This window comes from Vallitalea pronyensis, from assembly GCF_018141445.1.
In the GTDB taxonomy this organism is placed as follows: domain Bacteria; phylum Bacillota; class Clostridia; order Lachnospirales; family Vallitaleaceae; genus Vallitalea; species Vallitalea pronyensis.
Genome location: NZ_CP058649.1, coordinates 6,078,681 through 6,104,909, shown reverse-complemented (window position 1 = coordinate 6,104,909; position 26,229 = coordinate 6,078,681). Strand labels below are relative to the sequence as shown.

General features: G+C 34.9%; 21 protein-coding genes. 16 read left to right on the top strand and 5 right to left on the bottom strand.

Annotation, left to right across the window (positions count from 1 at the left end; all coding sequences use genetic code 11):
• Window positions 1–186: 186 nt before the first annotated feature.
• From ilvA to HZI73_RS25430, 4 genes are all read left to right on the top strand, one after another.
• Complete coding sequence (gene ilvA / locus HZI73_RS25445; RefSeq protein WP_212696134.1) at window positions 187–1,407, top strand: threonine ammonia-lyase; 1,221 nt, start codon at window positions 187–189, stop codon at window positions 1,405–1,407.
• A gap of 202 nt (window positions 1,408–1,609) precedes the next feature.
• Complete coding sequence (locus tag HZI73_RS25440) at window positions 1,610–2,008, top strand: bactofilin family protein (RefSeq protein ID WP_212696133.1); 399 nt, start codon at window positions 1,610–1,612, stop codon at window positions 2,006–2,008.
• Between the two features lie 198 nt (window positions 2,009–2,206).
• A complete protein-coding gene (locus tag HZI73_RS25435) occupies window positions 2,207–3,742 on the top strand; it encodes a S1C family serine protease (RefSeq protein WP_212696132.1) in 1,536 nt (511 codons plus the stop codon).
• 314 nt (window positions 3,743–4,056) lie between these two features.
• Window positions 4,057–4,560, top strand: a complete 504-nt coding sequence (locus HZI73_RS25430) for a hypothetical protein (protein ID WP_212696131.1) — start codon at window positions 4,057–4,059, stop codon at window positions 4,558–4,560.
• 17 nt (window positions 4,561–4,577) lie between these two features.
• On the opposite strand, the gene mutY is transcribed toward HZI73_RS25430, so the two are convergent.
• On the bottom strand, window positions 4,578–5,657 hold the full coding sequence (gene mutY / locus HZI73_RS25425) for an A/G-specific adenine glycosylase (RefSeq protein ID WP_212696130.1): 1,080 nt from the start codon (window positions 5,655–5,657) through the stop codon (window positions 4,578–4,580).
• Window positions 5,658–6,020: 363 nt separating this feature from the next.
• On the opposite strand from mutY, the gene HZI73_RS25420 reads away from it, so the two are divergent.
• The 10 genes from HZI73_RS25420 to HZI73_RS25385 all read left to right on the top strand — a co-directional run bounded on the left by HZI73_RS25420 (window position 6,021) and on the right by HZI73_RS25385 (window position 17,086).
• Window positions 6,021–6,443 (top strand): hypothetical protein, encoded by a 423-nt coding sequence (locus tag HZI73_RS25420; RefSeq protein ID WP_212696129.1) that lies wholly within the window; start codon window positions 6,021–6,023, stop codon window positions 6,441–6,443.
• Between the two features lie 517 nt (window positions 6,444–6,960).
• Entirely contained in the window at window positions 6,961–7,902 is a 942-nt protein-coding gene (locus HZI73_RS25415; protein WP_212696128.1) for a 3'-5' exoribonuclease YhaM family protein, read from the top strand.
• 128 nt (window positions 7,903–8,030) lie between these two features.
• On the top strand, window positions 8,031–8,588 hold the full coding sequence (locus HZI73_RS25410; protein ID WP_212696127.1) for a GNAT family N-acetyltransferase: 558 nt from the start codon (window positions 8,031–8,033) through the stop codon (window positions 8,586–8,588).
• A gap of 97 nt (window positions 8,589–8,685) precedes the next feature.
• Window positions 8,686–10,095: a 23S rRNA (uracil(1939)-C(5))-methyltransferase RlmD gene (rlmD, locus tag HZI73_RS25405; protein ID WP_212696126.1), complete on the top strand. Its 1,410-nt coding sequence runs from the start codon at window positions 8,686–8,688 to the stop codon at window positions 10,093–10,095.
• Window positions 10,096–10,269: 174 nt separating this feature from the next.
• Complete coding sequence (locus HZI73_RS25400; protein WP_212696125.1) at window positions 10,270–11,451, top strand: DUF5780 domain-containing protein; 1,182 nt, start codon at window positions 10,270–10,272, stop codon at window positions 11,449–11,451.
• A gap of 335 nt (window positions 11,452–11,786) precedes the next feature.
• Complete coding sequence (locus tag HZI73_RS26600) at window positions 11,787–12,212, top strand: DUF6597 domain-containing transcriptional factor (RefSeq protein WP_246552287.1); 426 nt, start codon at window positions 11,787–11,789, stop codon at window positions 12,210–12,212.
• The gene (locus HZI73_RS26595; protein WP_246552286.1) at window positions 12,166–14,577 is read left to right on the top strand and encodes a M56 family metallopeptidase; all 2,412 of its coding nucleotides are present in this window, start codon (window positions 12,166–12,168) and stop codon (window positions 14,575–14,577) included. The genes HZI73_RS26600 and HZI73_RS26595 overlap by 47 nt, the downstream gene beginning before the upstream one ends.
• A 337-nt stretch (window positions 14,578–14,914) precedes the next feature.
• Entirely contained in the window at window positions 14,915–16,195 is a 1,281-nt protein-coding gene (locus HZI73_RS26590; protein ID WP_246552284.1) for an MBL fold metallo-hydrolase, read from the top strand.
• A 385-nt stretch (window positions 16,196–16,580) separates the two neighbouring features.
• Window positions 16,581–16,712, top strand: coding sequence for a hypothetical protein (locus tag HZI73_RS26790; protein ID WP_330619660.1), 132 nt, complete (start codon window positions 16,581–16,583; stop codon window positions 16,710–16,712).
• Entirely contained in the window at window positions 16,652–17,086 is a 435-nt protein-coding gene (locus HZI73_RS25385; RefSeq protein WP_330619759.1) for a KilA-N domain-containing protein, read from the top strand. The genes HZI73_RS26790 and HZI73_RS25385 overlap by 61 nt, the downstream gene beginning before the upstream one ends.
• A 34-nt stretch (window positions 17,087–17,120) precedes the next feature.
• Here HZI73_RS25385 and HZI73_RS25380 read toward each other — a convergent pair whose 3' ends face one another.
• Genes HZI73_RS25380 through HZI73_RS25370 form a run of 3 tightly spaced genes read right to left on the bottom strand, consistent with a single transcriptional unit; the run spans window position 17,121 to window position 19,289 of the window.
• Window positions 17,121–17,753: a TetR/AcrR family transcriptional regulator gene (locus HZI73_RS25380; protein WP_212696124.1), complete on the bottom strand. Its 633-nt coding sequence runs from the start codon at window positions 17,751–17,753 to the stop codon at window positions 17,121–17,123.
• Window positions 17,754–17,755: 2 nt separating this feature from the next.
• On the bottom strand, window positions 17,756–18,322 hold the full coding sequence (locus tag HZI73_RS25375; RefSeq protein ID WP_212696123.1) for a hypothetical protein: 567 nt from the start codon (window positions 18,320–18,322) through the stop codon (window positions 17,756–17,758).
• Window positions 18,312–19,289 (bottom strand): alpha/beta fold hydrolase, encoded by a 978-nt coding sequence (locus HZI73_RS25370; RefSeq protein WP_212696122.1) that lies wholly within the window; start codon window positions 19,287–19,289, stop codon window positions 18,312–18,314. The genes HZI73_RS25375 and HZI73_RS25370 overlap by 11 nt, the downstream gene beginning before the upstream one ends.
• A 683-nt stretch (window positions 19,290–19,972) precedes the next feature.
• Between HZI73_RS25370 and HZI73_RS25365 the strand changes: the two genes are divergently transcribed.
• The gene (locus HZI73_RS25365) at window positions 19,973–21,592 is read left to right on the top strand and encodes an extracellular solute-binding protein (RefSeq protein WP_212696121.1); all 1,620 of its coding nucleotides are present in this window, start codon (window positions 19,973–19,975) and stop codon (window positions 21,590–21,592) included.
• Window positions 21,593–21,663: 71 nt separating this feature from the next.
• The gene (locus HZI73_RS25360; RefSeq protein WP_212696120.1) at window positions 21,664–23,910 is read left to right on the top strand and encodes a glycoside hydrolase family 95 protein; all 2,247 of its coding nucleotides are present in this window, start codon (window positions 21,664–21,666) and stop codon (window positions 23,908–23,910) included.
• Here HZI73_RS25360 and HZI73_RS25355 read toward each other — a convergent pair.
• Window positions 23,867–26,152: an AraC family transcriptional regulator gene (locus HZI73_RS25355; RefSeq protein WP_212696119.1), complete on the bottom strand. Its 2,286-nt coding sequence runs from the start codon at window positions 26,150–26,152 to the stop codon at window positions 23,867–23,869. The two genes, HZI73_RS25360 and HZI73_RS25355, sit on opposite strands and share 44 nt — an antisense overlap.
• Window positions 26,153–26,229 lie beyond the last annotated feature (77 nt).

Sequence of the window (26,229 nt, the reverse complement as noted above, 5' to 3'; positions counted from 1 at the left end):
TTGAATACAGTTGGGGCCATCTTATGAAAGCAATAATCTCTTTTATCTTCATATTAATATGGATATGATTTGCTTTGATGAGACAGTCCTAATATCAGGTCTAAAATGACCATGCTTACATATTAGAATCTTATGCCATGCATAGGATTCTCTTGTTGAGCACATGATGACTAGGAGGATAACAACATGACGGACTTTAATAGCACAGCACAACACACCATGGATTTTGATGCTGCAAAAGAAAGATTAAAAGGTATTATTTATGAAACAACCTTAATAGGCAGTAAGATTTTTAGTAAGGAATGCGGTAATAATGTTTACATAAAACCAGAGAATCTACAAGCAACTGGCGCTTTTAAAATAAGAGGTGCTTACAATAAAATCAGTAAGTTATCCCTTGAGGAAAGAAACAAAGGGCTTATTGCATCATCGGCAGGGAATCACGCCCAGGGAGTAGCCTTAGCTGCTCATAAGTTAGGTGTTCACGCTACCATTGTTATGCCAAAGTCCACACCCCTTATCAAAATAGAAGCCACTAAAAAGTATGGTGCCAAGGTGATTCTTCATGGTGATTGTTATGATGAAGCTTATCAAAAAGCCATGGCACTTAAAAAAGAAAATGGCTATATTTTTGTCCATCCATTTAATGATGCTGATGTGATAGAAGGACAAGGCACCATTGGTCTGGAGATTATGGATGAGTTAGATGCTGTGGATTATGTCCTTGTACCTATTGGTGGTGGTGGACTCATTAGTGGTATAGCGAAAGCCATTAAAGAGAGAAAACCAGAAGTCAAAATCATTGGTGTAGAGCCAGAAGGTGCTATGGCCATGAAAAAATCCCTGGATAAAAATACCATTATATGTCTGGATGATGTCCATACCATAGCAGATGGTGTAGCTGTTAAAAAACCTGGCGATATGACCTTTGCCATGATTCAAGAATATGTAGACGACATCATCACGGTATCGGATTTTGAGATTATGGAAGCCTGTTTATTATTATTGGAAAAACATAAATTAGTCGGTGAAAATGCAGGGGTATTATCCCTTGCTGCCCTAAAAAAATTAAAGATAAAAGATAAGCATGTAGTCAGTGTGGTCAGTGGTGGTAATATTGATGTACTAACCATGTCTGCCATGATAAATAAAGGTCTCTGCTATCGAGGTCGCATTCTGTGTTTCTCAGTAGATTTGACGGATAAGCCAGGAGAGCTATTAAAAATATCTGAGATATTAGCGGGCATTCATGCCAATGTGATTAAGCTTGACCATAATCAATTAAAAGAAGTGGATCGTTTTATGGAGGTTGAGCTTGAAATTACCGTTGAGACCAATGGTCATGAGCATATCGAAGCCATTTTAAGTGTTTTAAAAGATAAAGGTTATGATGTAAAAGTAAAATAAGAGGTGTTGTTATCTGTGAACAATGGACTATAAACTCCGTCATAGGTATCATGGGAAAGCCATGTGTAATTAGTGTAGAAGTACTAAAAAGAAGATGATATTTTCATGGAATTATGGTATGATATAAAGAAGGAAAAATGTACTTGATCGAATTTTGTTATAGAAATACTTGATAAATATTTGGAATAAGGAGACTATACACATGAAACAAAAGAAAAAAGCTAGCTATGACAAGCCAGCAACCATTATCGGTAAAGAAACCATATTAGAATCAGCGACATTAAAATCTAAGAGTTCAGTACAAGTTAATGGGAAGTTTTATGGAGACATGGAGATCGAAGCCAGTTTAGTTGTTGGGGAAAGTGGTTATATTGAGGGAAATGTTGTGTCAGATTTCTTATTGGTAGCTGGACAGATTCAAGGAAACCTTAACATCACAGGTCAATTGCATCTCACAAAGACAAGTCGTGTTTCCGGCGATATACATACAAGTAGTATCATCATTGACGAAGGTGCTTTAATTGATGGTAATTGTCACATGAAGCATCGCCAGTCTTTACCTCAGCCAGAGAACGACATGTTGGAGAAAAAAAATAAATAAAGATGCCCTATTGCCATCTATATAGCCATTAAGTGTAGATGGTTTTTAATTGTTGTTAAATCATTCAAAATTATTAACAGTGTGTTCATATTTTATTCAAACATAATGCGTATAATCTATAATATAGAAAGCGAAAATAAGTATAAAAGCAGGCCACTTTTATGACTAAGAGAAAAATGAATTTGGAGGATAAAGCGTATGAGTGAATTCAAAGATTATCATGACAACAATTTACATTCTAATCCCAAACCAGAGCCAGATGACAGACCAATTAATGAAACAGTTAATCATACAGGTACACAAACAAATAACTTTACAGATGATAGAGAAGATGACAACATATCAAGAACACAACCTACTTATCATAGACAGGAACAAGAAGCATATAGGCATGATAACAAAGCACATGGCGTAGAGCATGATTACGTGCCTGTACAAAGCAGACAACAAACCTATCAAAGTCATTGCTTTAAAGAGACAGTTAAAAATGACCGAAAGACGCGAAAGCCTTATGTATTTAGAAAAGTTGTAGCATTCTTACTCATTGCTGTGTTATGCGGCGGGGCTTTTCAAGTGGGATCGGTTTTTACCAAACCAATTGTAGAGAAATATCTTGGGTCAGATACCAATGACAAATCCAATGATTCCAATTTTTCTTTTGAAGACGATACAAACCTAACAAGAACCACTACCGATGCAAATGGTGACAATAACTTACAAGAATTAGATAGTAGATTAACGGATACATCCAAAAACTATTATGTATCACCTGTCATTGAGATTGCTGAAAATGTAAGGCCATCCATCGTGACCATTATCACAACGGTGTCATCAAGAGATTGGTTTAATAATCAATTTGATCAACCAGGCGCAGCAGGGTCAGGCATTATTTTCAAGGAGACGGATGAAGACATTTTAATCGTGACCAACTTTCATGTCATTGACAATGCTAAGAAGGTGGATATTTCCTTTAATGAATCTGAAAGTGTCTCTGCTAGTTTAGTAGGGTATGAACCAGATTATGATTTGGCCGTACTATCTGTTGCTAAAAAAGACATGAAAAAAGACATATTAGATAATATTCGTATTGCCACTCTTGGCGACTCAAGTAAACTAAAAGTGGGTGAATTAGCCGTTGCTATTGGTAATCCATTAGGTAAAGGTGATACCGTTACAGTGGGTTATATTAGCGCTCTTAACCGTTCACTGGGCTCTGTTGATAAAAATGTTCAATATATCCAAACAGATGCAGCCATAAACCCTGGTAACAGCGGTGGTGCTTTAGTCAATTCAAAAAGTGAAGTTATCGGTATTAACAGCATTAAGTTAGCATCTACCGAAGTAGAAGGTATGGGATTTGCTATACCTATTACAGAAGCTAAGGATGTTATTGAAGATATTATGAACCAAGTCAAACGTCCTGTACTGGGTATCAGTGGTATAAATATCAATGAAAGTATGGCAGAAGCTTATAACATTCCAATTGGTGTACTTGTTAAACAAGTAGAGCCTAATAGTGGGGCTGATAAAGGTGGTATTCAACCTGAAGATATTATTTTTGAATTTAATGGCGTCACCATCTTCAACTTTGATGAGTTATCCGCTGAATTGGAGAAATATGAAGTTGGTGATACAGTCAGTGTAAAAGTTAACCGTAAACAAGGTAATAAGTTTGTACAGATTCCATTAAAGGTTAAATTATCCGATAGAAGAAGTATTACTTTGCAGCCATAAGGAAATTGTGTGATATAAGACATATCACATGATGGCAAAGTTTATTTATGAAAAATGAGATAGAATAAATGTTATAAGATAAATGAGGGACTGTTGCATAACAGTCCCCTTTGTTTATCTATAGGAAAGTTCTCAATTTAACAAATGAGATAGAATCATTTTCATTTGTGCTAATGAAACTTTCCTAACGGACAAATCCCCTTTGCGGAACGAGGCGTAGCCTCTTTTGCTCGTTGTTTTTTATTTGTCCTGTAGTATAATGATACTGATGTCTTTGTAGCTATTAACATGTTTTTAATATATTGAGGAGCTTTATGTATAAAAAAGTAATCATTAATGACAAAATGCAAAAAGGATATTACCATTTAACAGAACCCATTGGGGAGAATTTTGATCCTATTTTTACACCAGATCTTTCCCCAAAGAAAATGCTGGAATTGGGTGTTTTTGGAGGCAAATACTTAACGGATTGTACGGAGGAATTTCCTTCTGAATGGTTTGATCATGCCAAATTATCACCATCCCATAAAAACGTTCAGCTCAATTACTTTCAAGTTGATGCCTCACTGCCCTTAAGCCATTGGCAACGAAAAGGCTGGATTCACCCTGCTGACCCGAGAGGCTGGTTCCAATGGTATTGCCGTTATTATCATGGACGTAGGCTTCCTGAGGAAGACCAGCGACAAATAAAGCGTTGGAAAGCCATGAAAAGACATATAGGGGCTATTAAAAAGAATTGCATGCCTTATGACCTTACCTGCCGGAAAAAACAACGTCAAGCTTTACTCCACTGGGCTTACGACAGTAGAAAGCTATAGTCATGGGTCTTTTCATATTACATATGTACGATTAATTTTTTAAATGCAGTGGGTAAAGGAAAATCCGATTCTTTGGTGAGGTCGATCCACTCAACTTGAGGAAAGTGGGGTCTAACTTTATGGTCAATGTCAAAAGCATAGAGTGTCATATGCCAAGTACGATGGGAAAATACATGCTTGGCTTTTTTTATTTCCCCAGTGGGTTTAACCTTAACACCAAGAAACTCTTCCAGTTCATCATGAATACTCATACCATCTTGAAGTGCTTCGTCTCTTTTCACAATAGGAAATCCCCATAAGTCAGCTAGGAGGCCTTCACTTGAACGTTTTACAATAAGTGTATGATGATCATGTCGGACCAAAGCCACTTCCATTTCAAGAGGAATATTCTTCTGTCGCTTCTTTTTAACGGGTAAATCTTTTTGCCTTAGTGATGCCTTAGCTCGACATAATGCATGAATGGGACAAGCTTCACACCGAGGATTTTTAGGGGTGCATATCGTAGCACCAAGTTCCATAAGGGCTTGGTTAAAGTGACGGCTATCTTCTGGCAGCAGTGCTTTTGCCATATGTTCAAAAGCTTTTCTGGTTTTCATATCCCCAATATCACGATCGTCATTAAATACCCGAGAAAATACCCGAAGTACATTGCCATCAACAGCAGGTACAGGTAGATTATAAGCGATGCTCATTACAGCACCAGCGGTATAAGGACCTATACCAGGCAGTTTTAATGTTTCAGCATAAGTGGTTGGAAAGGCACCATCATAATCCAGCATCATTACCTGAGCGGCTTGTTTGAGGCGTTTAGCACGAGAATAGTAACCTAAACCTTCCCAAGCTTTTAACACCTGCTCCTCATCTGCTCCTGCAAGAGCTTCAATGGTAGGAAAGGTGACCATGAATCGATTGAAATAGTCAATGACTGTATCCACTTGTGTTTGCTGTAACATGACTTCAGATATCCATATACGATAGGGGTCATGGTTTTTACGCCAGGGCAAATCACGTTTATTTTGTTGATACCAAGTAAGTAGAGCTCCTGCAAGAGCTTTTCCATGTTCTTCTATGTAGGGTAAATGGTCTATGTTTTTCATCAGTTAGTCTCGCTTTCTATGATTATATGTATCACGTTAATTATTATCGATAACCGTCATATGCAATATATTATATCATGAAATAGGTATAAACTCATTCACTAAACTTATCCAAAATCTGCTAAAAAACGCCCATATGTCGTCTATTCAAGAACAAGATTTTGAGTATACAAAAGCATGATTCGTAAACGATCTTATTCATATAAGAACTAGAGGAACTTAAAGATAAAACTAGAAAATAATTAACTTATAAATTTAATATGACATGCTATTGTCATATTGCATCTCCTATAATGAAGATACACTAAAAAAGGAGATGAGGTTAATGGATTATGAAATCAATAAACTAGGAGAATTGTTATTATGGGAATTATGATATTATTTTTGGTCATTGGTGGCGGTATGTCTTGTGGTATTTTTTACATGATCTATGGGAAAAAAAGAAAGCAAGATAAATTGTCTAGCAGCTTATTCATCAAGCTACCGCTTGTATTTGGCATCATTAACTCAATAATGGCTATCAGTTTTTTTCTACTATATTTATATGACTCGACTTTGTTTATAAATGAAGAAAATATAGTCTGGAATTTTGCTACAGTTTTGTTTACATTATTTACAATATATTTTTATATACTAGCACCGCTTATATCCATTGGCGAGTTAATGGTCACAATGCTGTTAAAAAGAGATGGTATAATAAGTTTGAAGTACTTTTATATGAGTATAACAACAAATGCCATAGCTTGTATTACGTTGCTTACATTGACATATATTATATTCAATTAGCAATGAAGAAAGTAATATGGAGATCATAGCAGTAGATTTAAACAACTTCGATTATTACTTTGATGGTTGTTCCCATAGGGATACATATGTCATTGATGAAGAGTACTCAATGAGATAATATGCTATATGAAATAAACAAAATATAGCCTGAAGACTTTAATGAAATGAATAGTTGTATAAAAATAAATATTGGAAGTTAAAAGATGGGGCTGTCTCATTGAAGCAATTTCGTTGGCTAGAAGTTTTTTACAATTATTGACGTATTTTGCTTTGATGAAACAGCCCTATTTTTTGTTTTATAAATTCGAAAGGAAGGAATAAGCGTTGGCTTGATGTTTTTTTTGATACAGTAAGATTATTGGATTTTTCAACTTAAAAACATTGATAAGCTTTTCTTTTTTTTTCAAGCAAAATAGGGTATAATGTAAAGGAAATACAGAAAAAAGGGTTATTTCAATCGATATATAGGTGAAATACTATACTTGGTATAGTTGTTTGGTATTGAAAGGAGTTTTATATGCGTTACATAGCAGACCTGAGAGAAGGCGAACAGGTACAGGAACATTACCTGTGTGTGAATAAGCAAGTTTTAAAAACAAGGGCAGGAAAAACATATTATTCATTAAAATTACAAGATAAAACTGGTGTTGTAGATGCTAAGATATGGGATCTTAATGACGGTATCAATGATTTTAATGAACATGAGTATATTAAGATTGATGCCCTAGTTATTACATTTCAAAATTCAATACAGTTGAATATTCGACGATTACGTAAAAGCAGCGAGGGTGAATATGACCCAAGAGAATACATACCTGTATCCAATCGTGATATCGGTGAGATGTATGAAGAATTACTGGTTTATGTACATGCCATTGAAAATAAATATTTGAGCACCTTAGTGAAGAAATTTTTCATAGAAGACAGAGACTTTATTAGTATTTTTAAAAGCCATACGGCTGCTAAGACCATGCACCACAGTTATCTAGGTGGCCTACTGGAACATACCTTATGTGTACTGAATATGTGTGAGTTTTTGGCTAATCAATACACGATGATTAACAAAGACATTCTCTATACAGCAGCACTCTTCCATGATGTTGGTAAGATGAACGAGTTATCAGCTTTTCCAATTATTGAATACACAGACCCGGGACAGCTTCTTGGGCATATTGTGATTACCATTGAGTGGATTAGCGATGAAATAAGACAGATTGTAGGATTTCCTGATGCATTAGGCAACATGGTGAAGCATTGTATATTGGCTCATCATGGGGAACTGGAATACGGATCTCCTAAGAAACCCCAGACCATAGAAGCATTGGCCCTTCATTTTGCAGATAATTGTGATGCAAAGCTGCGTACATTTACAGATTTACTTGAAGGCAGCGAGGTAGAAGGTAACTGGCTAGGTTTTCAGCGAATCTTTGATTCAAATGTGAGAAGAACAAAATTCTAAGATTAATGTATACGAGAGAATCATAACATAAGAAGTGTCAGATACCAATAGATGTGATGAATAAACCCCTAGCCAAATGCATGCAGTTAGGGGTTTTAAAATACATGAAGATGAGGAGATAGGTAAACATGCTGATTGAAACAAAAAGATTAAAGGTGAGAACATTTAAGCTAGAAGATTGGCAGGATCTTCAAGAATATGTATCCCAAAAATCGGTGATGACTTATGAGAGGGATTGGGACACTTCAGATGCATCTTGTCAGGAGAAAGTTAAGTATTTTTCCGAGGGTGATACCATGTGGGCCGTTGAATTAAAAGATATAGGTAAGATGATTGGGCACGTGTATTTTGGTCAAGTACAGCCCAAGGATTTTATGGAATGGACCATCGGTTATATCTTCAATCCAAAGTTCTATGGTAATGGGTATGCCACAGAAGCCGCCAAAGCAGTCATGCAGTATGGTTTTGATGAACTTGGCGTCCATCGGGTATTTGCAAAATGCAACCCTGATAATACACCCTCATGGAAATTATTAGAGCGTTTATCCATGGAACGAGAAGGTTGTAGTATGAAACGTGTTTGTTTTATAAAAGATGAGAAGGGACAACCTATATGGTGGGATGAATATCAATATGCCATTTTACAAGAAGAATGGCCCGTATTTTCATGCACAGTGCATAAGTAGAAAAGATATTTACTTAGCCTGTTTTATGGATAACGGAATATGTTATGGCGAATGAAGTAAGCCATCAAGCTAAATAAAAGAGTTAAGGATGACAATCATGAAAAAAAATAATCAAGCATTACCTGTTGTAAAAAATGAATATTACCACATGACCATTGATGATTTGGGTATTCATGGTGAAGGTATTGGTAAAATAAACGGCTATACCCTATTTGTTGATGGTGCCTTACCAGGAGAAAAGGTTAAAGTAAAAGTCATTAAAACCAAAAAAAATTATGGTTATGGTAAACTTATAGAAATTGTAAAACCTTCAGAACATCGAAGGGACCCAGTATGTCCCATTGCAAAGCGTTGCGGCGGGTGTCAGATACAACATCTCTCTTACAAGGCTCAATTGGCATATAAGCGAAAAAAGATTGTAGACCTGTTAGAGCGTATCGGTGGTATGAAAGATGTGGTTGTCAACGAGACCATAGGTATGGACGACCCTTACTATTATCGCAATAAAGTGCAATTTCCCGTTGGTGAGGCAATGGATGGGGGTATAGATATTGGTTTTTATGCCATGCGCAGCCATCAGATTGTCACAACGGATACATGTTATATTCAACAGCCTGTTAATGGGACCATTATAGAAACCATAAAAGCCCATATGTTGACTTATGGCATTCCACCTTATAGTGAACATCGTCATCAAGGGCTTGTTCGACATATTGTTACAAGAATAAGCCATCATACCAATGAAATCATGGTAGGTATCGTTATAAATGGTCATAAGTTGCCTCATGAAGAAGAGCTTGTTACCAGCTTACAACAGATTGAGCAGGTATCAGGTATCTATGTGAGTATGAATAAAGAGAAAACTAATGTGATTATGGGCAAAACCATTAGGATGTTATGGGGCCAAGAAACCATAACGGATTATATCGGTGCTATTGCTTTTCGGATATCACCATTATCCTTCTATCAAGTAAATCCGATACAAACGGAGAAACTCTATAACATGGTTTTAGCGTATGCCGATTTAACTGGCGAAGAAGTTGTGTGGGATGCTTATTGTGGTATTGGTACCATATCCTTATTCTTAGCAAAGCATTGCAAAAAGGTTCTAGGAGTGGAGATCGTGCCAGAAGCCATCCAAGATGCTAAGGAGAATGCCAGACTTAGTGGTATCACCAATGCAGAATTCCATGTGGGAAAAGCTGAACGAGTGATTACGGAGCAATTCCAAGATGGTGTGAAAGCAGATGTTATCGTAGTGGATCCTCCTAGAAAGGGGTGCGATAAAGAGTTGTTGGATACGATTATAGCTATGGAGCCAAAGCGTGTGGTGTATGTGTCTTGTGATCCTGGGACTATGGCAAGGGATGTGAGGGTTTTGTGTGATGGTGGATATGCGGTTAGGGAAGTGCAGGGGGTTGATATGTTTCCGCATACGGTGCATACAGAAACTATCTGCCTTTTGAAGAACAGTAAATCGTCAGATTACTTGTATATAGACAATTAGTAATATTCACAAGTGAAAATGTTTTTCTTTAAGTAATATTATTGAAGATTATGACCGTTAAGCTTTGCATTATCTAAATAGTTAGAAGAACATCGCTATGGAAATATTTGACATAATAAGTCGAATAGTGCTATAATTGCTTCGTTAAAAAATAAAGATAGTGAGGAGTATCGTATGAAAAAAAGGTTTAGTTTGGTTATTATTTCATTATTTATTTGTTTTATTTTAGTGGCATGTGGTAGTGAAAAGAAGCAAGAGGTAATGAATAGTTCAGTAAAAGAAACAAATAGCAGACCTGAAGAGACAAAAGTGGAAGATAATGAGACGAGTAAGAAGCAGGATAGTGTGGATAAACAAGTTAGTGATGAGCCAAAAGACAGTGCAAAGACAATGACGCTTCAAGAATTTGGAGAATTATTGAAGGCATTGCCTGTCTCTATAATTTCAACAGAATATGTGGTACAAAGTGAAGAGTATAAGTCTTTATATCCTGATATGTTACAAGCAGTAATAAAAAATAACACTGAAAAAGATATAAGAAATGCTGTAATTGCATTTGTAGCTTGGGATGAAAATGACTTACCGTTAAAGATAAAAGGAGATATGGATTTTAATAATCCAGACTATCTACGAGAAGTTAATTATTCAGATATAAACCTTGTAGGAGGTGCAACATTTGGAGAAGAAAGTGGTTTTTCAATAGATAGTGCGATAGGAGTAGACACATTTGAAGCAATAGTAATAAGTTATGAAACGTTTGAAGGTGAAAAATGGAAAAATCCTTATTATGATGAATTTAAAACAGTATATGAAGGGCAGAAACTTAGTGATGACATGACTGTAGAGGTTGTTATAGAATCGAATACATCACTTGTAACGTCTAGAAAGAATAATTCAGATAAAAAGCCATCTATGGCACAAAATGAATTAGAAGAATTATTGAAGGCATTGCCTATCACTATAATTTCAACAGAATACGTGGTGCAAAGTGAAGAGTATAAGTCTTTATATCCTGATATGTTACAAGCAGTAATAAAAAATAATACTGAAAAAGATATAAGAGATGCTGTGATTGCATTTGTAGCTTGGGATGAAAATGGCTTACCGTTAAAGATAAAAGGAGATATGGATTTTAATGATCCAGACTATCTACGAGAAATTAATTATTCAGATATAAACCTTGTAGGAGGTGCAACATTTGGAGAAGAAAGTGGCTTTTCAATAGATAGTGCGATAGGAGTAGACACATTTGAGGCAATAGTAGTAAGTTATGAAACGTTTGAAGATGAAAAATGGGAAAATCCTTATTATGATGAATTTAAAGAGCTATATGTAAATGTGAAGAGAAATCAATAGTAAGTAATAATTTAAAAACAAGATTTGAGTTTACTGATTTGGTAGTGATAGTCTAGATTCCAATCATTGGAATAATGTTAAATAAATTTTGAGGTAATCTAGGACATCCTAGATTGCCTTTTTTGCAAGGCATGGTTTCAATCTTAAGGATCAAACGGAATTACTCTTTTAATAATCTCATTGATATATAGTAAAATATCCTTACACGAGGGGACAAGTACGCATTCTCGATACATTTACCTTCTACACAAGACATTGTGAGAGCATAGTTCTGTTACAGAGGAAATAAACAAATAAAACTAAATAATTTAATATAATATTAAAGGTAGAAAGACATGTATTATGAAATTAAGCCAAACAATATACTTAAAGATTATATAGAAAGCTATTGGGTAATGAAAGATATAAAAGAAGATTATTCGTCAGTGGTTGAGCCAGATGGATGTTTTGATATAGTTATTTACTTCTTTGATGATAGAAATAAAGTTTTACTTACTGGAATATGGGAAAAGCCTATTATAGTTAATTCATATAAAGATGTCTCTGTACTTGGTGTCAGGTTTTACCATATTAGTATAAATCTTTTTTTCGACTATAAGATTAATGAGCTAAAAATTTTATGGGGTGTGGTGGCCTTTCGCCTTATAATAACATTCTCATTTGAGAGTATGCTTAGTCTTTTGCCACGAAATACAAAAACTGTACCCATCCCACATGATATCATCTATCAGCAAAGTCCACAGATTAATAGAAGCAGTTGATTCATTTGTAAGTCAATCACTTCCCTTACCGACTGTTGGGGCTAGTGCAAATCCATTGCAGATTTATGTGGAAATAGGGGCATATGTTTGGATTTTCGGTATAATAGCATTGCTTGTTTATAGCTTTGTTTCTATTTTGAGCTTATATAAACAGCTTAAAAGCGCACAACTAATTGAGAAGAATATCTTTGAAGCTAACAATTTGAAAATACCTTTTGTACTTGGATTGGTGCGTCCTAAGATATATTTGCCAGTTGGACTTAGTGCCACTGAAAGAAGCTATATTTTGCTACACGAACAGACCCATATTCAACGGAAAGATCATATGATTAAGATATTAGCCTTCTTAATATTGTCCATACACTGGTTTAATCCTCTTGTGTGGGTTTCGTTTATATTGATGAGTAAGGATATGGAGCTTTCTTGTGACGAAAGAGTATTAAAAGAAATGGATGAAGATATAAAAAAGCCTTATGCTAATTCATTATTGTCACTTGCTACCAGAAAGCCTATTTATAATGGAAGTCCACTTGCCTTTGGAGAGGGAAATGTAAAAGGGAGAATTAAAAACGTGTTAAATTATAGAAAACCAAGGTTTTGGGTGATTGTTGTTGCTTTAGTTGTAGCTATAGTAGTTTCCATTGGTTTGTTTACCGACCCAATTACAGTTAAAGAAGATAATAACAGTCTTACCTCACAGCTTTTAAAAAATAAAACCGAGTATGTAGGTGATAACTCAAAGGTTGGAAGTATTATCTCATTATTAACATTTTCTAAAAACATAACTTATGATTCCTTTGAGCTTTTTACTGATAGTAAGCCTTTTTCAATAACTGTCAATCTAAAAACAGATACAGAAACCAGAAATTTATATAGTGGTGAAGCAAATCAGCAACAGTTTCAAGATAATGCTATGATTATGTTTGCTCTGATTGGAAACGTAGAATATATTAATTTCAACCTAGATGATGGATTAATCCCATATTCTATGCAGTACACACGAGAATGGGCGAATGATCAATATGGAAAAAATGTGCGTGATTTTGCCAAAAGCAAAGAAGAATTTAGCAAGCTGATTAATGGCAATATGCTATTGGAAACAAATGAAGACATTAAAAAGTTTGTAGAAGACGATTTAGATAATAATAATATAAACAAACCAAATGAAATTAAATTTGGTTTCTATGAATGTCAGTATGATGAAACCAATTATTGGATAAGGTTGGAAAGAGATTTTACATGTCAATGGGGGATTTTTAACATAAGTTACGTTCATGATGGAGAATATGATATTGTTAATGAAAAAGTGCTGCTACATGTAGAAGAATTTGATCTTGTTTTGAAAATAAACGAAAATAATACCTTGGAAATCATTGAGGCTGAAAATGAAGATTGGATAGGAGATTTGTACATATGGCGTAAAAATAGCCTTGAGCCAACTATACCCATATGGTCGGTTAATCAGAACATAGGCGCTGATATGGCTTTTCTTGACTTTGCTTCTGATGATATTGTGATTTTCCACGGTTATTTCGGACTATTTGTATATGATATTAAATCACGACAAATTATACGTAGCCTAGACTTAAAGCCTTTAAAGTGTAATTACACTCAAGGAGATTATTATTGTGATGTTTCTGTCAGCATGGATGGAAATATAGTGCAATTACACCCTATGAACAGTAAAAATATGTTCGTATATACCGTATCAGATAATACATTATATGAAAAAACATATAAGCCAATGGATAAACCATTTAGCAGTCAGTTTGTTTCCATAGATGAAGTGATTAATTCAAAAAAGTTTGGCAATTATAGTTTTGAAGTTGTAAGATTCGACACAGGCGAGTATGGGTATCTACAAACTTCAGATTGGACGCTTGGCTCACTCACCTATGTACGTGGCGATATGGTTTACACGTTGTTTACTGAAAAAGAATCAGACAAAAGCGATACCTTATCTGATAAAATAACTGACTGGGAACCTACAACATATGAAACGGTCAACAACTTTGATGGCGTTACTATGACTCTAAAGGAGGGGACAGCTTCATCTATTAGTTTGACATTAGTAATTGAGAATAACTCGAGTAGTTACTGTACATATGGTGAATACTTCTGGTTGGAAAAGAAAATTAATGGAAGTTGGTATCAGGTTCCTGTAGCTATTGATGGCGATTACGCATTTCATGATATTGGCTATGATTTGGCTTCTGGTGATAATAGGGAATTGAAAGTTGATTGGGGCTGGCTTTATGGAGATCTGGATAATGGTGAATACCGCATTGTGAAAGATATACTGGATTTTAGAAGCACTGGGGATTATGACAAATACTATTTGACAGCAGGGTTTACAGTTGATTAACTGACCAAAATTAAAAAATGATTGCAAGACTAAATTCAGTTAAGGGGATAAAATTGGGAAGTTAACTTAGATAAAAACCATTAAAGTAGTTCTGTTTGTAGATTCAATAGAATCTTAAAGTTTTACATAGTAAAAATCTTGACAGTCTCATAGACGTTTGTTAAAATTGGGTTAACTCTATAAGGGAGTAGCTATGGGAAACCAAAATAAGATCAACATACTGGAGGAATCCTGGTCTTATTTACTTTAATAACTATTAATGGAGCGAGACTTATGGATTAATTGGTGTTTTACGCCATTTAATCTATAGGTCTCTTTTTATTTGGAAGGAGATCATATGTATAGCGGAAATGTTGAGTTTGTTCTACCTTTAGTGATTTTATTAATCAGCATAACAGGTTTTATGGTGGCAAAACTATTTCAACACAGAAAAAAAGGTATAAAGTCTGCCTATAGAGTAAAAGCACAGCGCTTACAAGACTATTATAAACATTTGAGGGAGGATCTAGATAGTATATGCATGGGCACAGAGTATTGTAAAATTTGCAGTGGTGAATCCTGTATAATTGGACATGCCAAAAATCATATCAATGCAATTATTGAAGAGAAAGAAACAAAGATAACTAATATTGAAGAGATATCAACCATCAAAAGGAAACCTTTTTCACACGAAAAAGCAATGGATAGTCTTGTTGACACATTGTGCTTACTTGGAGATATTCAAGATTATTCAGCAATCGAAACAGTCCACATAATGCGAAAGAAAATGGAAATAATCTTATTTGGCACAGATATTGAAAAGTATGAATACTTTGATGAATATATTGAAAAGGTTATGACGGTTGATAAAGAGTTAGGAAAGGAAGTACGTAGACAGTTCAATTTAAGAAAACCAATTGATCAAAGAATTATAAATGTCGGAAATAGAATTAGTAATGTATATTTAGTTGAATCAAATGAAGGATACATACTCATTGATACTGGTTATAAGGAGTATTTGGAAACATTTAAAAGTGAGCTTAGTAAAAACAATATAAGTCTTAATGACATTGCATATATATTTATCACTCATGCTCATGATGACCATGTTGGATTCCTATATCAGCTGATGGAAGAAACCACAGCAAAAATTATTATTAATCATAAGTCAGTGAATCAGTTAGAAAAGGGACAAAACTCTTTTGATGGTGGTTGCAGTAGTCGATTGGCATGGTTTTTCTGTCAAGTTATGAAGTTAGTAGGAAAGGGTGAACATAGATTTCAACCAATCATAGTGAGCGATAGATTTTTAATCATTGATGACCATAATAGAGAAAAGATTGAAGAACGTCTTTCAGCAAAAATTATAGATCTACCAGGACATACACATGATTCAATTGGTTTGTTATTTGATGACGAAATATTGTTTTCAGGTGATGCTGTGATGAATGGATTGCCAAGTCTTCATCATATAATCATTTGGATAGAAGATATGCTCGAATACAAAAAAAGCTGGCAAAAGATGATGACGATTGATTATAAAAAAGTCTATCCTGCACATGGGAAGCCGATTTCAAAAAATAATATTATTTCAAATTATAAAAGTCTTAAGAAAATCAAATTATACAGATTATCTTGATATAAAGGAGAAGAAAATGCCAATCAATACATGATTAAGGGGTTACTCAAAAGATTTTAACGGGTTTACCAATGAAGAAAATAGGTAAGGTCAAATTTGTAATGATACAATTTGAAGCGTGCATAGAAATGATGTATAATTTTCTATAAGAGAAAATAAGTAAAAATGTTTTAAATATCAGAAACTAAGATATGGTAAAATAGATAGAAAGTAATTTATTTGGTAAATAAACTAACTGGATATAGGACTAAAAACATTGATAATATTAACGGATGTTGCATTACTCAAGTTGTCCAGTGATATATAAAAAAATGGAGTGAGTTGCTTATGACTTTAATAAATCAAGAAGACTATATATCGCTAACGGACATGTTAAGAGCAAAGGATGGAGATTTCTTTATTTCTGACTGGCTTAGAAACAGAAATACAGTCTAGTATCTTGGAATATGGGAAAGAATTCATAACCCAGATTTTAATTATGGCGAATTCGCCACAATTAGAAGTCAAGCAGGATTAAATAGTTATAAAATAAGTGTTAAAGAGTGGGTTTGTAAAACTAATGCAATAGGTTTAATGGCAAAGGCAGGAAGATACGGTGGTACTTATGCTCATAAAGATATTGCATTTGAATTTGGAATGTGGATTAGTGCAGAGTTTAAGATATACCTAATTAAGGAATTTCAGCGACTAAAAGAGCAGGAGCAAATTCAAATAGGATGGGACATAAAAAGAAATATTGCTAAGATTAATTATCGTATACATACAGATGCAATAAAAGAAAACTTAATACCTGATGAATTAAGCAGTAAGCAGAAAAATATCATCTATGCTTCAGAGGCGGATGTACTTAATATGACTTTGTTTGGAATGACAGCGAAGATGAAAAGTTAATATATTCCTAAAATTAATATATCCACCAATCAACTTAGTGCTTTAGTGCGTGGCAAAAGAACTGGATATGCTTTATCATATAAGATCTAATCTGTTCAGTATCTTCATCAGTAACCACATAGTTTTCTAATAATAGATAGTTTTCGTAGTATGAGTATATTTGAAAACTATGGAATTCATAGGCTAAAAATTCTGGGTCGTCATGCTGGATGATATCTTTTTCTATCAGGATGGAGAATAGCTCAATGAGTTTTTGCCGTGCAGTTAAAAGGAATACATTTATAAAATGTTCTCTTATTTTTGGATGACTTAATTGGTTTTGGGATAATATCTTTAGTATTTTTATCATATCCTCTGAGCTGAACATATTTAAAGAAGTTGTAAGAGCCATTTCTAAAATCATCTCTAAGGGTGTATCTTTTGAGATTTCACATGGATCTACACCTGCTATTTTATTGTCATATTCCTTTTCGTTGAAATAATTTTGATACTCTAATATACCACTGAGGATATCTTCTTTACCTGAAAAATGATTATATATTGAGCTGCCTTTTATCCCAACATGTTTGGCTATTTCTCGAATAGTGACATTTGAATAGCCTTTTTCGGCAAATAAGTCAAGGGCAGTGGTAAGAATTTTATTTTTTGTATCATTATCATATATCATAATTAATTCCTTTCTTTTTTCTTAGCTTTGAAGATACTATTTTTAATGGTAGCTATGATTGAAACAAAAAGCCCTAGTGATATCAGTGGGCCAAATATATAGAATTTTATTAGAGTAAAGGCTGTTTTTAAGAAAGCAAGTACTTGGATTTCTGTTGGATATAGTAAGACTAGTGCCAGCATGCTCAAATTCTCCAATATATCTACAACAGCGACCAATGATAATAGATTAAGCTTTTGCAAAGGATTATCCTGCTTAAATCCTCTTTTGGTCAACCAAGAAAATAAATAAGCCAGAAAGAAAAAGTATGTTATAGGCAATGCTAGATCCCAAGTGAAGTGGAAAAACATTTGTTGCCTTTGACCTTCTGTTCCCCACTGATCAAGAATCTGATAGATGTCATCAGATGAGTAAAATTGGAGTTCATCTAGAGAAGCCATGTCTGTTATCTGAAAATAACTCTCAAAAGCCGGGAGCGACATAAATAGCGCAACCATGATGGCTAGGAGAAGAAATATTTTCCATAGTTTACTTTGATTAATTAATGTATTTGATAGTTTATTTAGCATGTGTGCCTCCTATAGTTTGGTTTATAAATTCTTCAATATCGTTCTTTATTAGATCATCCATATTGTATAAAAAATGTCCGGCATCATAATATTGAACTTGAGTATTTGTTAAATGAGATTGCAGATTTAGTATGCCTTCTTCAGGGATACTTGTATCATAGGTCCCTCTTAGGACTAATGTCGGAGTATCGATTTGGTGATCAAAAAAATCTGGTTCATTAATAGCGGGATTAGATTGATAAAAATCAAAGACAATACCATCTAGTTTTGAAGTAATTGGCAAGGAACCCAAAAAGTAATCGTCGATGATATCAGATTTTTGCTCATTGGTTAGTAGATCATATTTTTTTTCACCAACGAAGCTCTTTATAAACAATGCATCACCAAAGGTTCTCAAAGTCCACCAGTACAAAAAGTCATTGCCAAAGATCAGCTTAGCAGCAGCTTTAGGTGGAGCTGACATCACTTCATCATAGGGTAGGTTTGAAGATTGTAAGATAAGCCCAAGCGTTCTGTTAGGATACATATCAGCAAATTTGATAGCAGATGTACCACCGGCTGAATTACCAAACACAAAAACTTCATCTATTGATAAATGGTCAAGAAGCTCATTGTAAATTTCACATTGAATTGCAACCGTAGGACTGTCAGGAATATCAGAATCAGAATATCCCATACGGGAGACGATGATATATTGATAACCATCGGGAAAGTAGCGTTCGACTATTCCAAGACCTTGGTCAACATCACCGGTTACGCCATGAAGAATCAGTATACTTGGTCCGATGCCAAAGGTAGTATATTCAATCTTGCCATAGGATAAATTGAATATTTCACTTTGATGTATATTTAGTTGTTCATTCTCTGATGCATTCTTTGTGAATGAGCGATATTGGATGTAGTTGATCACAAAGTAGATAACAATCAATACTATTAACAAGATGATGAATTTCATTGGTTTTTTCATTAATTCCTCCTTATGATCATATATAATAAAGCCGAGCAGCTCTCAAACTAACACTGTTAGCTTGTAGGTCTATTGTAACTAACACTGTTAGTTTTGTCAATAGGAAATATCATGATATAATAAAAAAAGTCACTTTTATAGCAAGTATAATGTATTTCTGGTCGATGGCGGCTACACAACAGATCAGATCATCCCTGTGGATATGTTCCCGCAAACAGCTCATCCGCATTAATGATTGAATAGTTAAAAAATTAGTGCCAAAGATTAGTTTAATAAGACAAATGTTAGGTTTAATGGCAAAGGCATGAATAGACAACTCATTAAAAACGGCCAGACTCATAATTATATGAGTTTTGTAGGCTGTTTTTTTTTGCATGAAAAAAGATTACGGCTAATTCATCTTCCCCAGTTATAGCCCTGTTAAAGAAACATTAAGATGAACAGTAAACTTTTAAACTTCAAGGAAGTCTAACTAAGATTGCAAATGAAAAAGATACATGTGCTAAAATAATATGCATAGTGCTAAAATCCTTATAAATAGCAATTTGACAGTACTAAGAAAAACGCACATAAACTATAAGTTTTGTACATTTCATTAGTGGCGCAGATGGTCTATGATGAAATAGATAGGTATTGGTATGCACAATACAAGTTTCATAATACATTATATTAGGAGGGCACTTATGAGAAACAAAATGATAGCATTATGTATGGTATGGGCATTGGCTTTAACAATGTTTAGTGGATGTGGTAAGCGTAGTGATACAAATGAAACGGCCAATGGAGAGATAAAGGTTCAAGATAACGATGATAAAGGTAGTGATGAATCTACAGAAGTTAAGGAAAGAGCACCGCTAAATATTGCGGTAGTACTTAGAGATGCAGAAGTTAGTCCAGCTGAAGTAGAATTGTATAAAGAGTTGGAAGCAGAGACGGGTGTAAAAATTAATTGGCAAACATCACAAAACAATGGTTGGGAAGAAAAACGTTCTCTTCTATTTGCTAGTGGTGACTTACCAGATGCATTTTTTGGAAATGGCATCTTAACAGATGACGAAGTGCTTAAATATGGTTCCCAAGGAATGTTAATTCCTATTGAAGATTATATTACTCCAGAATTGACACCTAATTTGGTAGAGCTGTTTAATAAATACCCAGAATATAAAAAAGGTATCACAGCACCAGATGGACATATATATAGTTTACCTCAAATTTCAGGTGGATTTACATGTACGACACAGTTTCCTCTTTATATTAATAAGGAGTGGTTAGAAGCTGTAAGTATGGAGATGCCAACAACAACAGAAGAATTAAAGGCTGTATTGACAGCATTTAAAGAGCAAGATGCAAATGGTAATGGCAACTCAGAAGATGAAATACCCTATTCATTTAATGACGGTTTAGGATATGCATCAGATTTATTTGGTGCCTTTGGTATTCAGGATGATTTCAATACACATATTGATTTAGTTGAGGGTAAAGTTATTTACACAGCAGCACAACCAGAATACAAACAAGCAATTCAGTATTTCAATGGTTTATTTGAAGAAGGTCTTATTGATGAAGAAGCTTTCACCCATGATTCTAAAGCATTCTCATCAAAGCTTAAATCAGAGGAAAGAAGAGTTGGTGTTTTCCAAACTTGGCGAAGTACAGGCTGGGCTAACGATGTGAAGAAAGATGACTATATTCCAGTGCCACCCCTTGTTGGTCCAAACGGCCATCAGAGTTGGCCATTAATGCAATTTGGTCTTACTAGCAAAGGGTCATTTGCAATTACACACTTAGCAGAAGATGTTGAGTACATGATGGCATGGGTTGATAACGTATATGAACCAGTATTCACAATGCAAGCATCAGGTGCTTTAAAAATCGGCATCCACATTGAAGATACAGATGGTGATGGTGTTTACGAGACGAAAGAAAAAGCTACAAGAGAGAATAGAACGGGTCAAGTACCACAAGGGTTTGAACGTATTAGTGCCTTTACAGATGATTTAGTATGGATGCTTAAAGATAAGCCAGCACATATGATAGAAAAGAATCTGTTAGATGAGGCTTATAATGGTTATCATAAGATGGAATATTATCCAAAAGTATTCTTTACCATTGAAGAAGTTGAAGAATTAGCAGTTCTTAAAACCGACATTATTGGTTATACAGATGAGATGTATGCTAGATGGATGCAAATGGGTGGTATTGAAGATCAATGGGATGCTTACCTTAAAAAACTTAATGATATGGGCTTACAAAGATTAATAGAAATACATGAAGCAGCACTTCAAAGATATAATGAAAATTAGAACGGGGCTTTAAAATAATAAAGGTGCTTTGGCTCTGGTCAGAGCACCTTTAATAGTAGGGGTATAAGTAGATGAATAAAGAATTATGGTATAAACAGCCTGCTAAACAGTGGGAAGAGGCTTTGCCAATTGGTAATGGACGACTTGGCGCAATGGTTTGTGGCCATGTTAAAGAAGAAGTGATTTATTTAAATGAAGATTCGATATGGTATGGTGGACCCAAGAAACGTACAAATAAAGATACGAAAGCCTATTTACCCAAAATAAGACAATTATTATTTGATGGCGAATTAAAAAAAGCAGAGTACTTAGCTAAAATGGCAATGACGTCTAGCCCTAAATATCTGAATCCTTATCTGCCTTTAGGAGAATTAAGAATGTTTTTTGCTGAGCACGAGGATCAAGTAAAAAATTATAAGAGAATATTAGATCTTTCTGATGCCACTGTTCAATCACACTATCTGATCAATGGCGTTACGTATTCAAGGGAGATGTTTTCAAGTATAGAGGACGAAGTCATGGTTATGAAGTTGACTGCTGATAAAAAAGGCGCATTAACATTTTGTGCAAACCTAAATAGACGACCTTATGAAGAAATTTTAGAGGTAGTTGCTGAAGATAGTGTTGCTTATCATGGAACTTGTGGCGTAGATGGCGTGACATTCACAGCTTTGTTAAAGATTGTTCCCATTGGTGGTAAAGTTTCTCATATCGGTGATTTTATTTCTGTAGAAGATGCAGATGAGGCGCTGATATTTATTGCTGCAAATAGTACATACCGTGTAGCGGATACGCTAATGGCTTGCGTGAATCAAATAGATGCTGTATATCATAAACCTTATGAACAACTAAAAACGAGACATAAGGACAGTTATAAAAATCAATTTGATCGTGTAGAGTTAGAGCTTGGAAAGATTGAGGCGAGAACGTCAGACTTACCAACAGATGAAAGATTAGCGTCATTTAATGGATCAGATCTTGGACTCATTGAAACTTATTTTAATTATGGGCGATATTTGCTGATTGCCAGTTCACAACCAGGAACATTACCAGCCAACTTACAAGGTATATGGAACCACGGGTATACACCTGCATGGGAATCTAAATATACGATTAATATAAATGCTCAAATGAATTATTGGCCGTCGGAAGTGTGTCATTTATCCGAATGTCATGAACCGTTGTTTGATTTAATGGAACGACTGGTTGTCAATGGACGTAGGGTAGCTAAGGAAGTTTATGGTTGTAGAGGTTTCATGGCTCATCACAACACGAATCACTGGGGAGATGCTGACTGTGAAGGTATATTAGCGAATTCTCCCTTTTGGCAAATGGGTGGTGCATGGTTATGTCTACATCTATGGGAACATTATGCTTATTCCATGGACGAAACATTCCTAGCCAACAAAGCGCTTCCAATGATGAAAGAAGCGTCTCGATTTATTTTGGATTACATGGTAGAAAGTCCAGAAGGTTACTTGGTTACAGGCCCAACGGTGTCGCCAGAAAATGATTATATAGTATCAAATGGTCATTCAGGCGCTCTATGTATGGGGCCTTCAATGGATACACAGATTACAAGAGAACTGTTCAATAAGTGTATGGAAGGGGCATCTGTTTTAGAGGATGAAGATTCGATCTATGAAGAAATGAAGAATGCCCTAAAGAAAATGCCAGACATTAAATTAGGGAAACATGGGCAGATTATGGAATGGGCAGTTGATTATGATGAAGTAGAAGTTGGACACCGTCATATATCACATTTATTTGCATTATATCCAGGGACACAGATTAGTAAAAAGAAAACACCTAAGTTATATGAAGGTGCTAAGAAAACGTTAGAACGACGTTTGTCAGCTGGAGGGGGTCATACAGGATGGAGTAGAGCCTGGATTATAATGTTTTATGCACGATTACATGCTGGTGACACAGCCTATGAGAATATGATTGCCTTATTAAACCAATCCACCTATCCTAATTTATTTGATTGTCATCCACCGTTCCAAATTGATGGGAATTTTGGTGCTACGGCAGCTATAGCAGAGATGTTGATACAAAGTCATGAAGAATACATTGAAATGCTTCCAGGTTTACCAACATTGTGGGAGTGCGGTTCTGTTAAAGGTCTTAAGGCAAGAGGTGGCTATACAGTTGATATAAGTTGGAGTGAAGGGGCGATCACAACAATAAGTATCGTAAGCCTAAAAACAACGGAGTGTAAAATGGTTATTAATGGAAAGCGTAGGAAAATTAAACTTACAGCAGGTGAGACAACTAAGTTATGTCTTGATACAATTCACGATACTGTCCAGGTGTAAGTTCGTGGAACTGTTTAAAACGACGTATAAAACTTGATACATTGGTATAACCGATCTCAGTACATATTTCTTTGATTGGTAGTGTACTATTTATAAGATAATTACTGGCGGCATTCATCCGATAACGCGTTACAGATTCAAGGATGTTTTCGCCAGTATTTTCTTTGTAAAAAGAGCTGAGGTTAGAAGCCTGTTTATGGAAATGGTCAGCCATTAATTGAAGTGAAAAATCAGGTGATGAATAGTTGACGGATATGTATTGTTTTAGGGAGTCTACATATCGTATATGCTCTTTTGTAGAACTTTTGCTCAAAGCAGAACACACATCATAGCTAATTAACGTCACTAATTCAATAATTTTATGAATCGATTCGTATTTGGTTATGGCAATGATGTCTGGGTATTTGTTAAAAAGTTCATCATGATTTTGGCCAAGACTTTCATAGCTATGTACAACAGTACTAATAATCTCATAGCATATGCTTCTGCCTATGAAAATAGGTATGTTTTTAGTTTGTATTTGTGCCACAATATTGTTTAAAGCATTGTCAACATCCTTTGGAAAACCTCTTCTAATAGCTAATTTAAATTGTTCAAGTTCAGCATAAGGATAAGTTGAAGCCTGTTCTATGTTATCAACAAGATTATCGTATTGAATAAGGGACCCATTACCTATCATTAAGCGATAATCTATAGCGGTCGATGCACCCATATATGATCTTGGGAGATTGCTCAAGTTATCTGTTAGAGAACCTAGGCCAAAAGTAATATCACGTTGCCATTTTTCGTTAAGGTTCTTGTGTATTTGATGTAGTTCATCTAAGACATTTTCCTTAAACCCTTCTTGCAAGAGAATAAGGATTGTTATCGTATAACGAATATTGTTTTCGGTGCATAATAACTGTAGGTATGTGCCGCTTTTTTCTTCGATATCATGCATTAAGTCATTTTTTATAAAATGCCAGTCGTCTTGTTCATCTTGACCTATATGAGCCATCACAATAGCATAGTCCGTAATCTGCGGATTCATAATTTTCATGAGTAGCGATCGGTCCAGATGTTCTCTTACCATTGGCTGTCCAGAGATAAGCTGTCCGATAAGATAAGCTTTGGCAGCAATGAAGTTGTCATCAAGGGCTTCATTTAATGCCACATTTTGGCTTGAAAGTGAAAGAATAGCTCCTTCAATATCCTTAAGTTCACTACCATTGGGGTTTGTGTTACCATCGATAAAGTCCTTAGACAATGTTTGTAATTTTTTGATAGGACTATAGTTAAGTGTCATAAAAATAGAAATAGCCAACAACCCAAAAAGTAATAGGCAAATAACAATGATCAGAAATCGTCTTTGTGTATGAATTGCTACAGCTAAAGCTTCATCAACAGGCGTAAAACAATAATATTGCCAACCAGTTGTCTCAGATGTTGTATAGGTCATTAGATAATCATCACCATTAATTTTGTGGATTGTTGAAGGGGCTACTTGATCATGAGATTCTATAAGGGCTCTGTATGTTGTATCACTTTTAGAAAACTCAGGTATAACATGGGTAATCAGTTGATTATTTGAATCCAGTATATAATTAGCGTATATGTCACTTTGAAAAGTGGTTTGAATTTGTGACATGATGCTTTTTTCGTCCACAAAGAAAGCTAGGCTGCCATAATGGCCATAGCCGGAATAAGTAAGCCCACGGACAACAATTGAGCAGTGTGTTGGAATGGTTTCCCCATACAAATTAAGGGTGATACCGGAGGCTGTAATCCCTGTACCTGGGTTTTCCATGGTCTCAATGAGTTCACGAGTTGAATAATTTTCAAATATGAACACATTGTCAAATGTATAATCAAGTACAAATGAGCCGGAAGAAGCGTAAACATACTTGTCATCATTGTAGTGAAGTAGAATGTTATGAATAAATGGATTGACAGCCGTATAGCGTCTAAGTTGGTTAATGCGGTCTTTTGCATAATTGGGATTTTCGATATAGGTAAAAGGAGCAAACTGTGTACCAATATTAACTTGATTAACAACAGCATCTATTTGGTTCATTTCACTGCTAATATTTTTTTCAAGAGAAGTTAACTGAGATTGGCTGTTTCTTATAAGCTCTTCTTTTAATATGGTGTTAAATAAAAACTGATATAAAACTATGAAAATCAAGACAGGTAGAAAAAAGAGAAAAATATAGGAGATAAGATTGCGTTTATAATATGATAAGCGTCTATTAATAGTCAACATAAAACCCCCTTCATTAAAACGTACTTAGGGACGCCATGAATACATTTGAACAATGAAAGTTTATCATAATCTGTTGA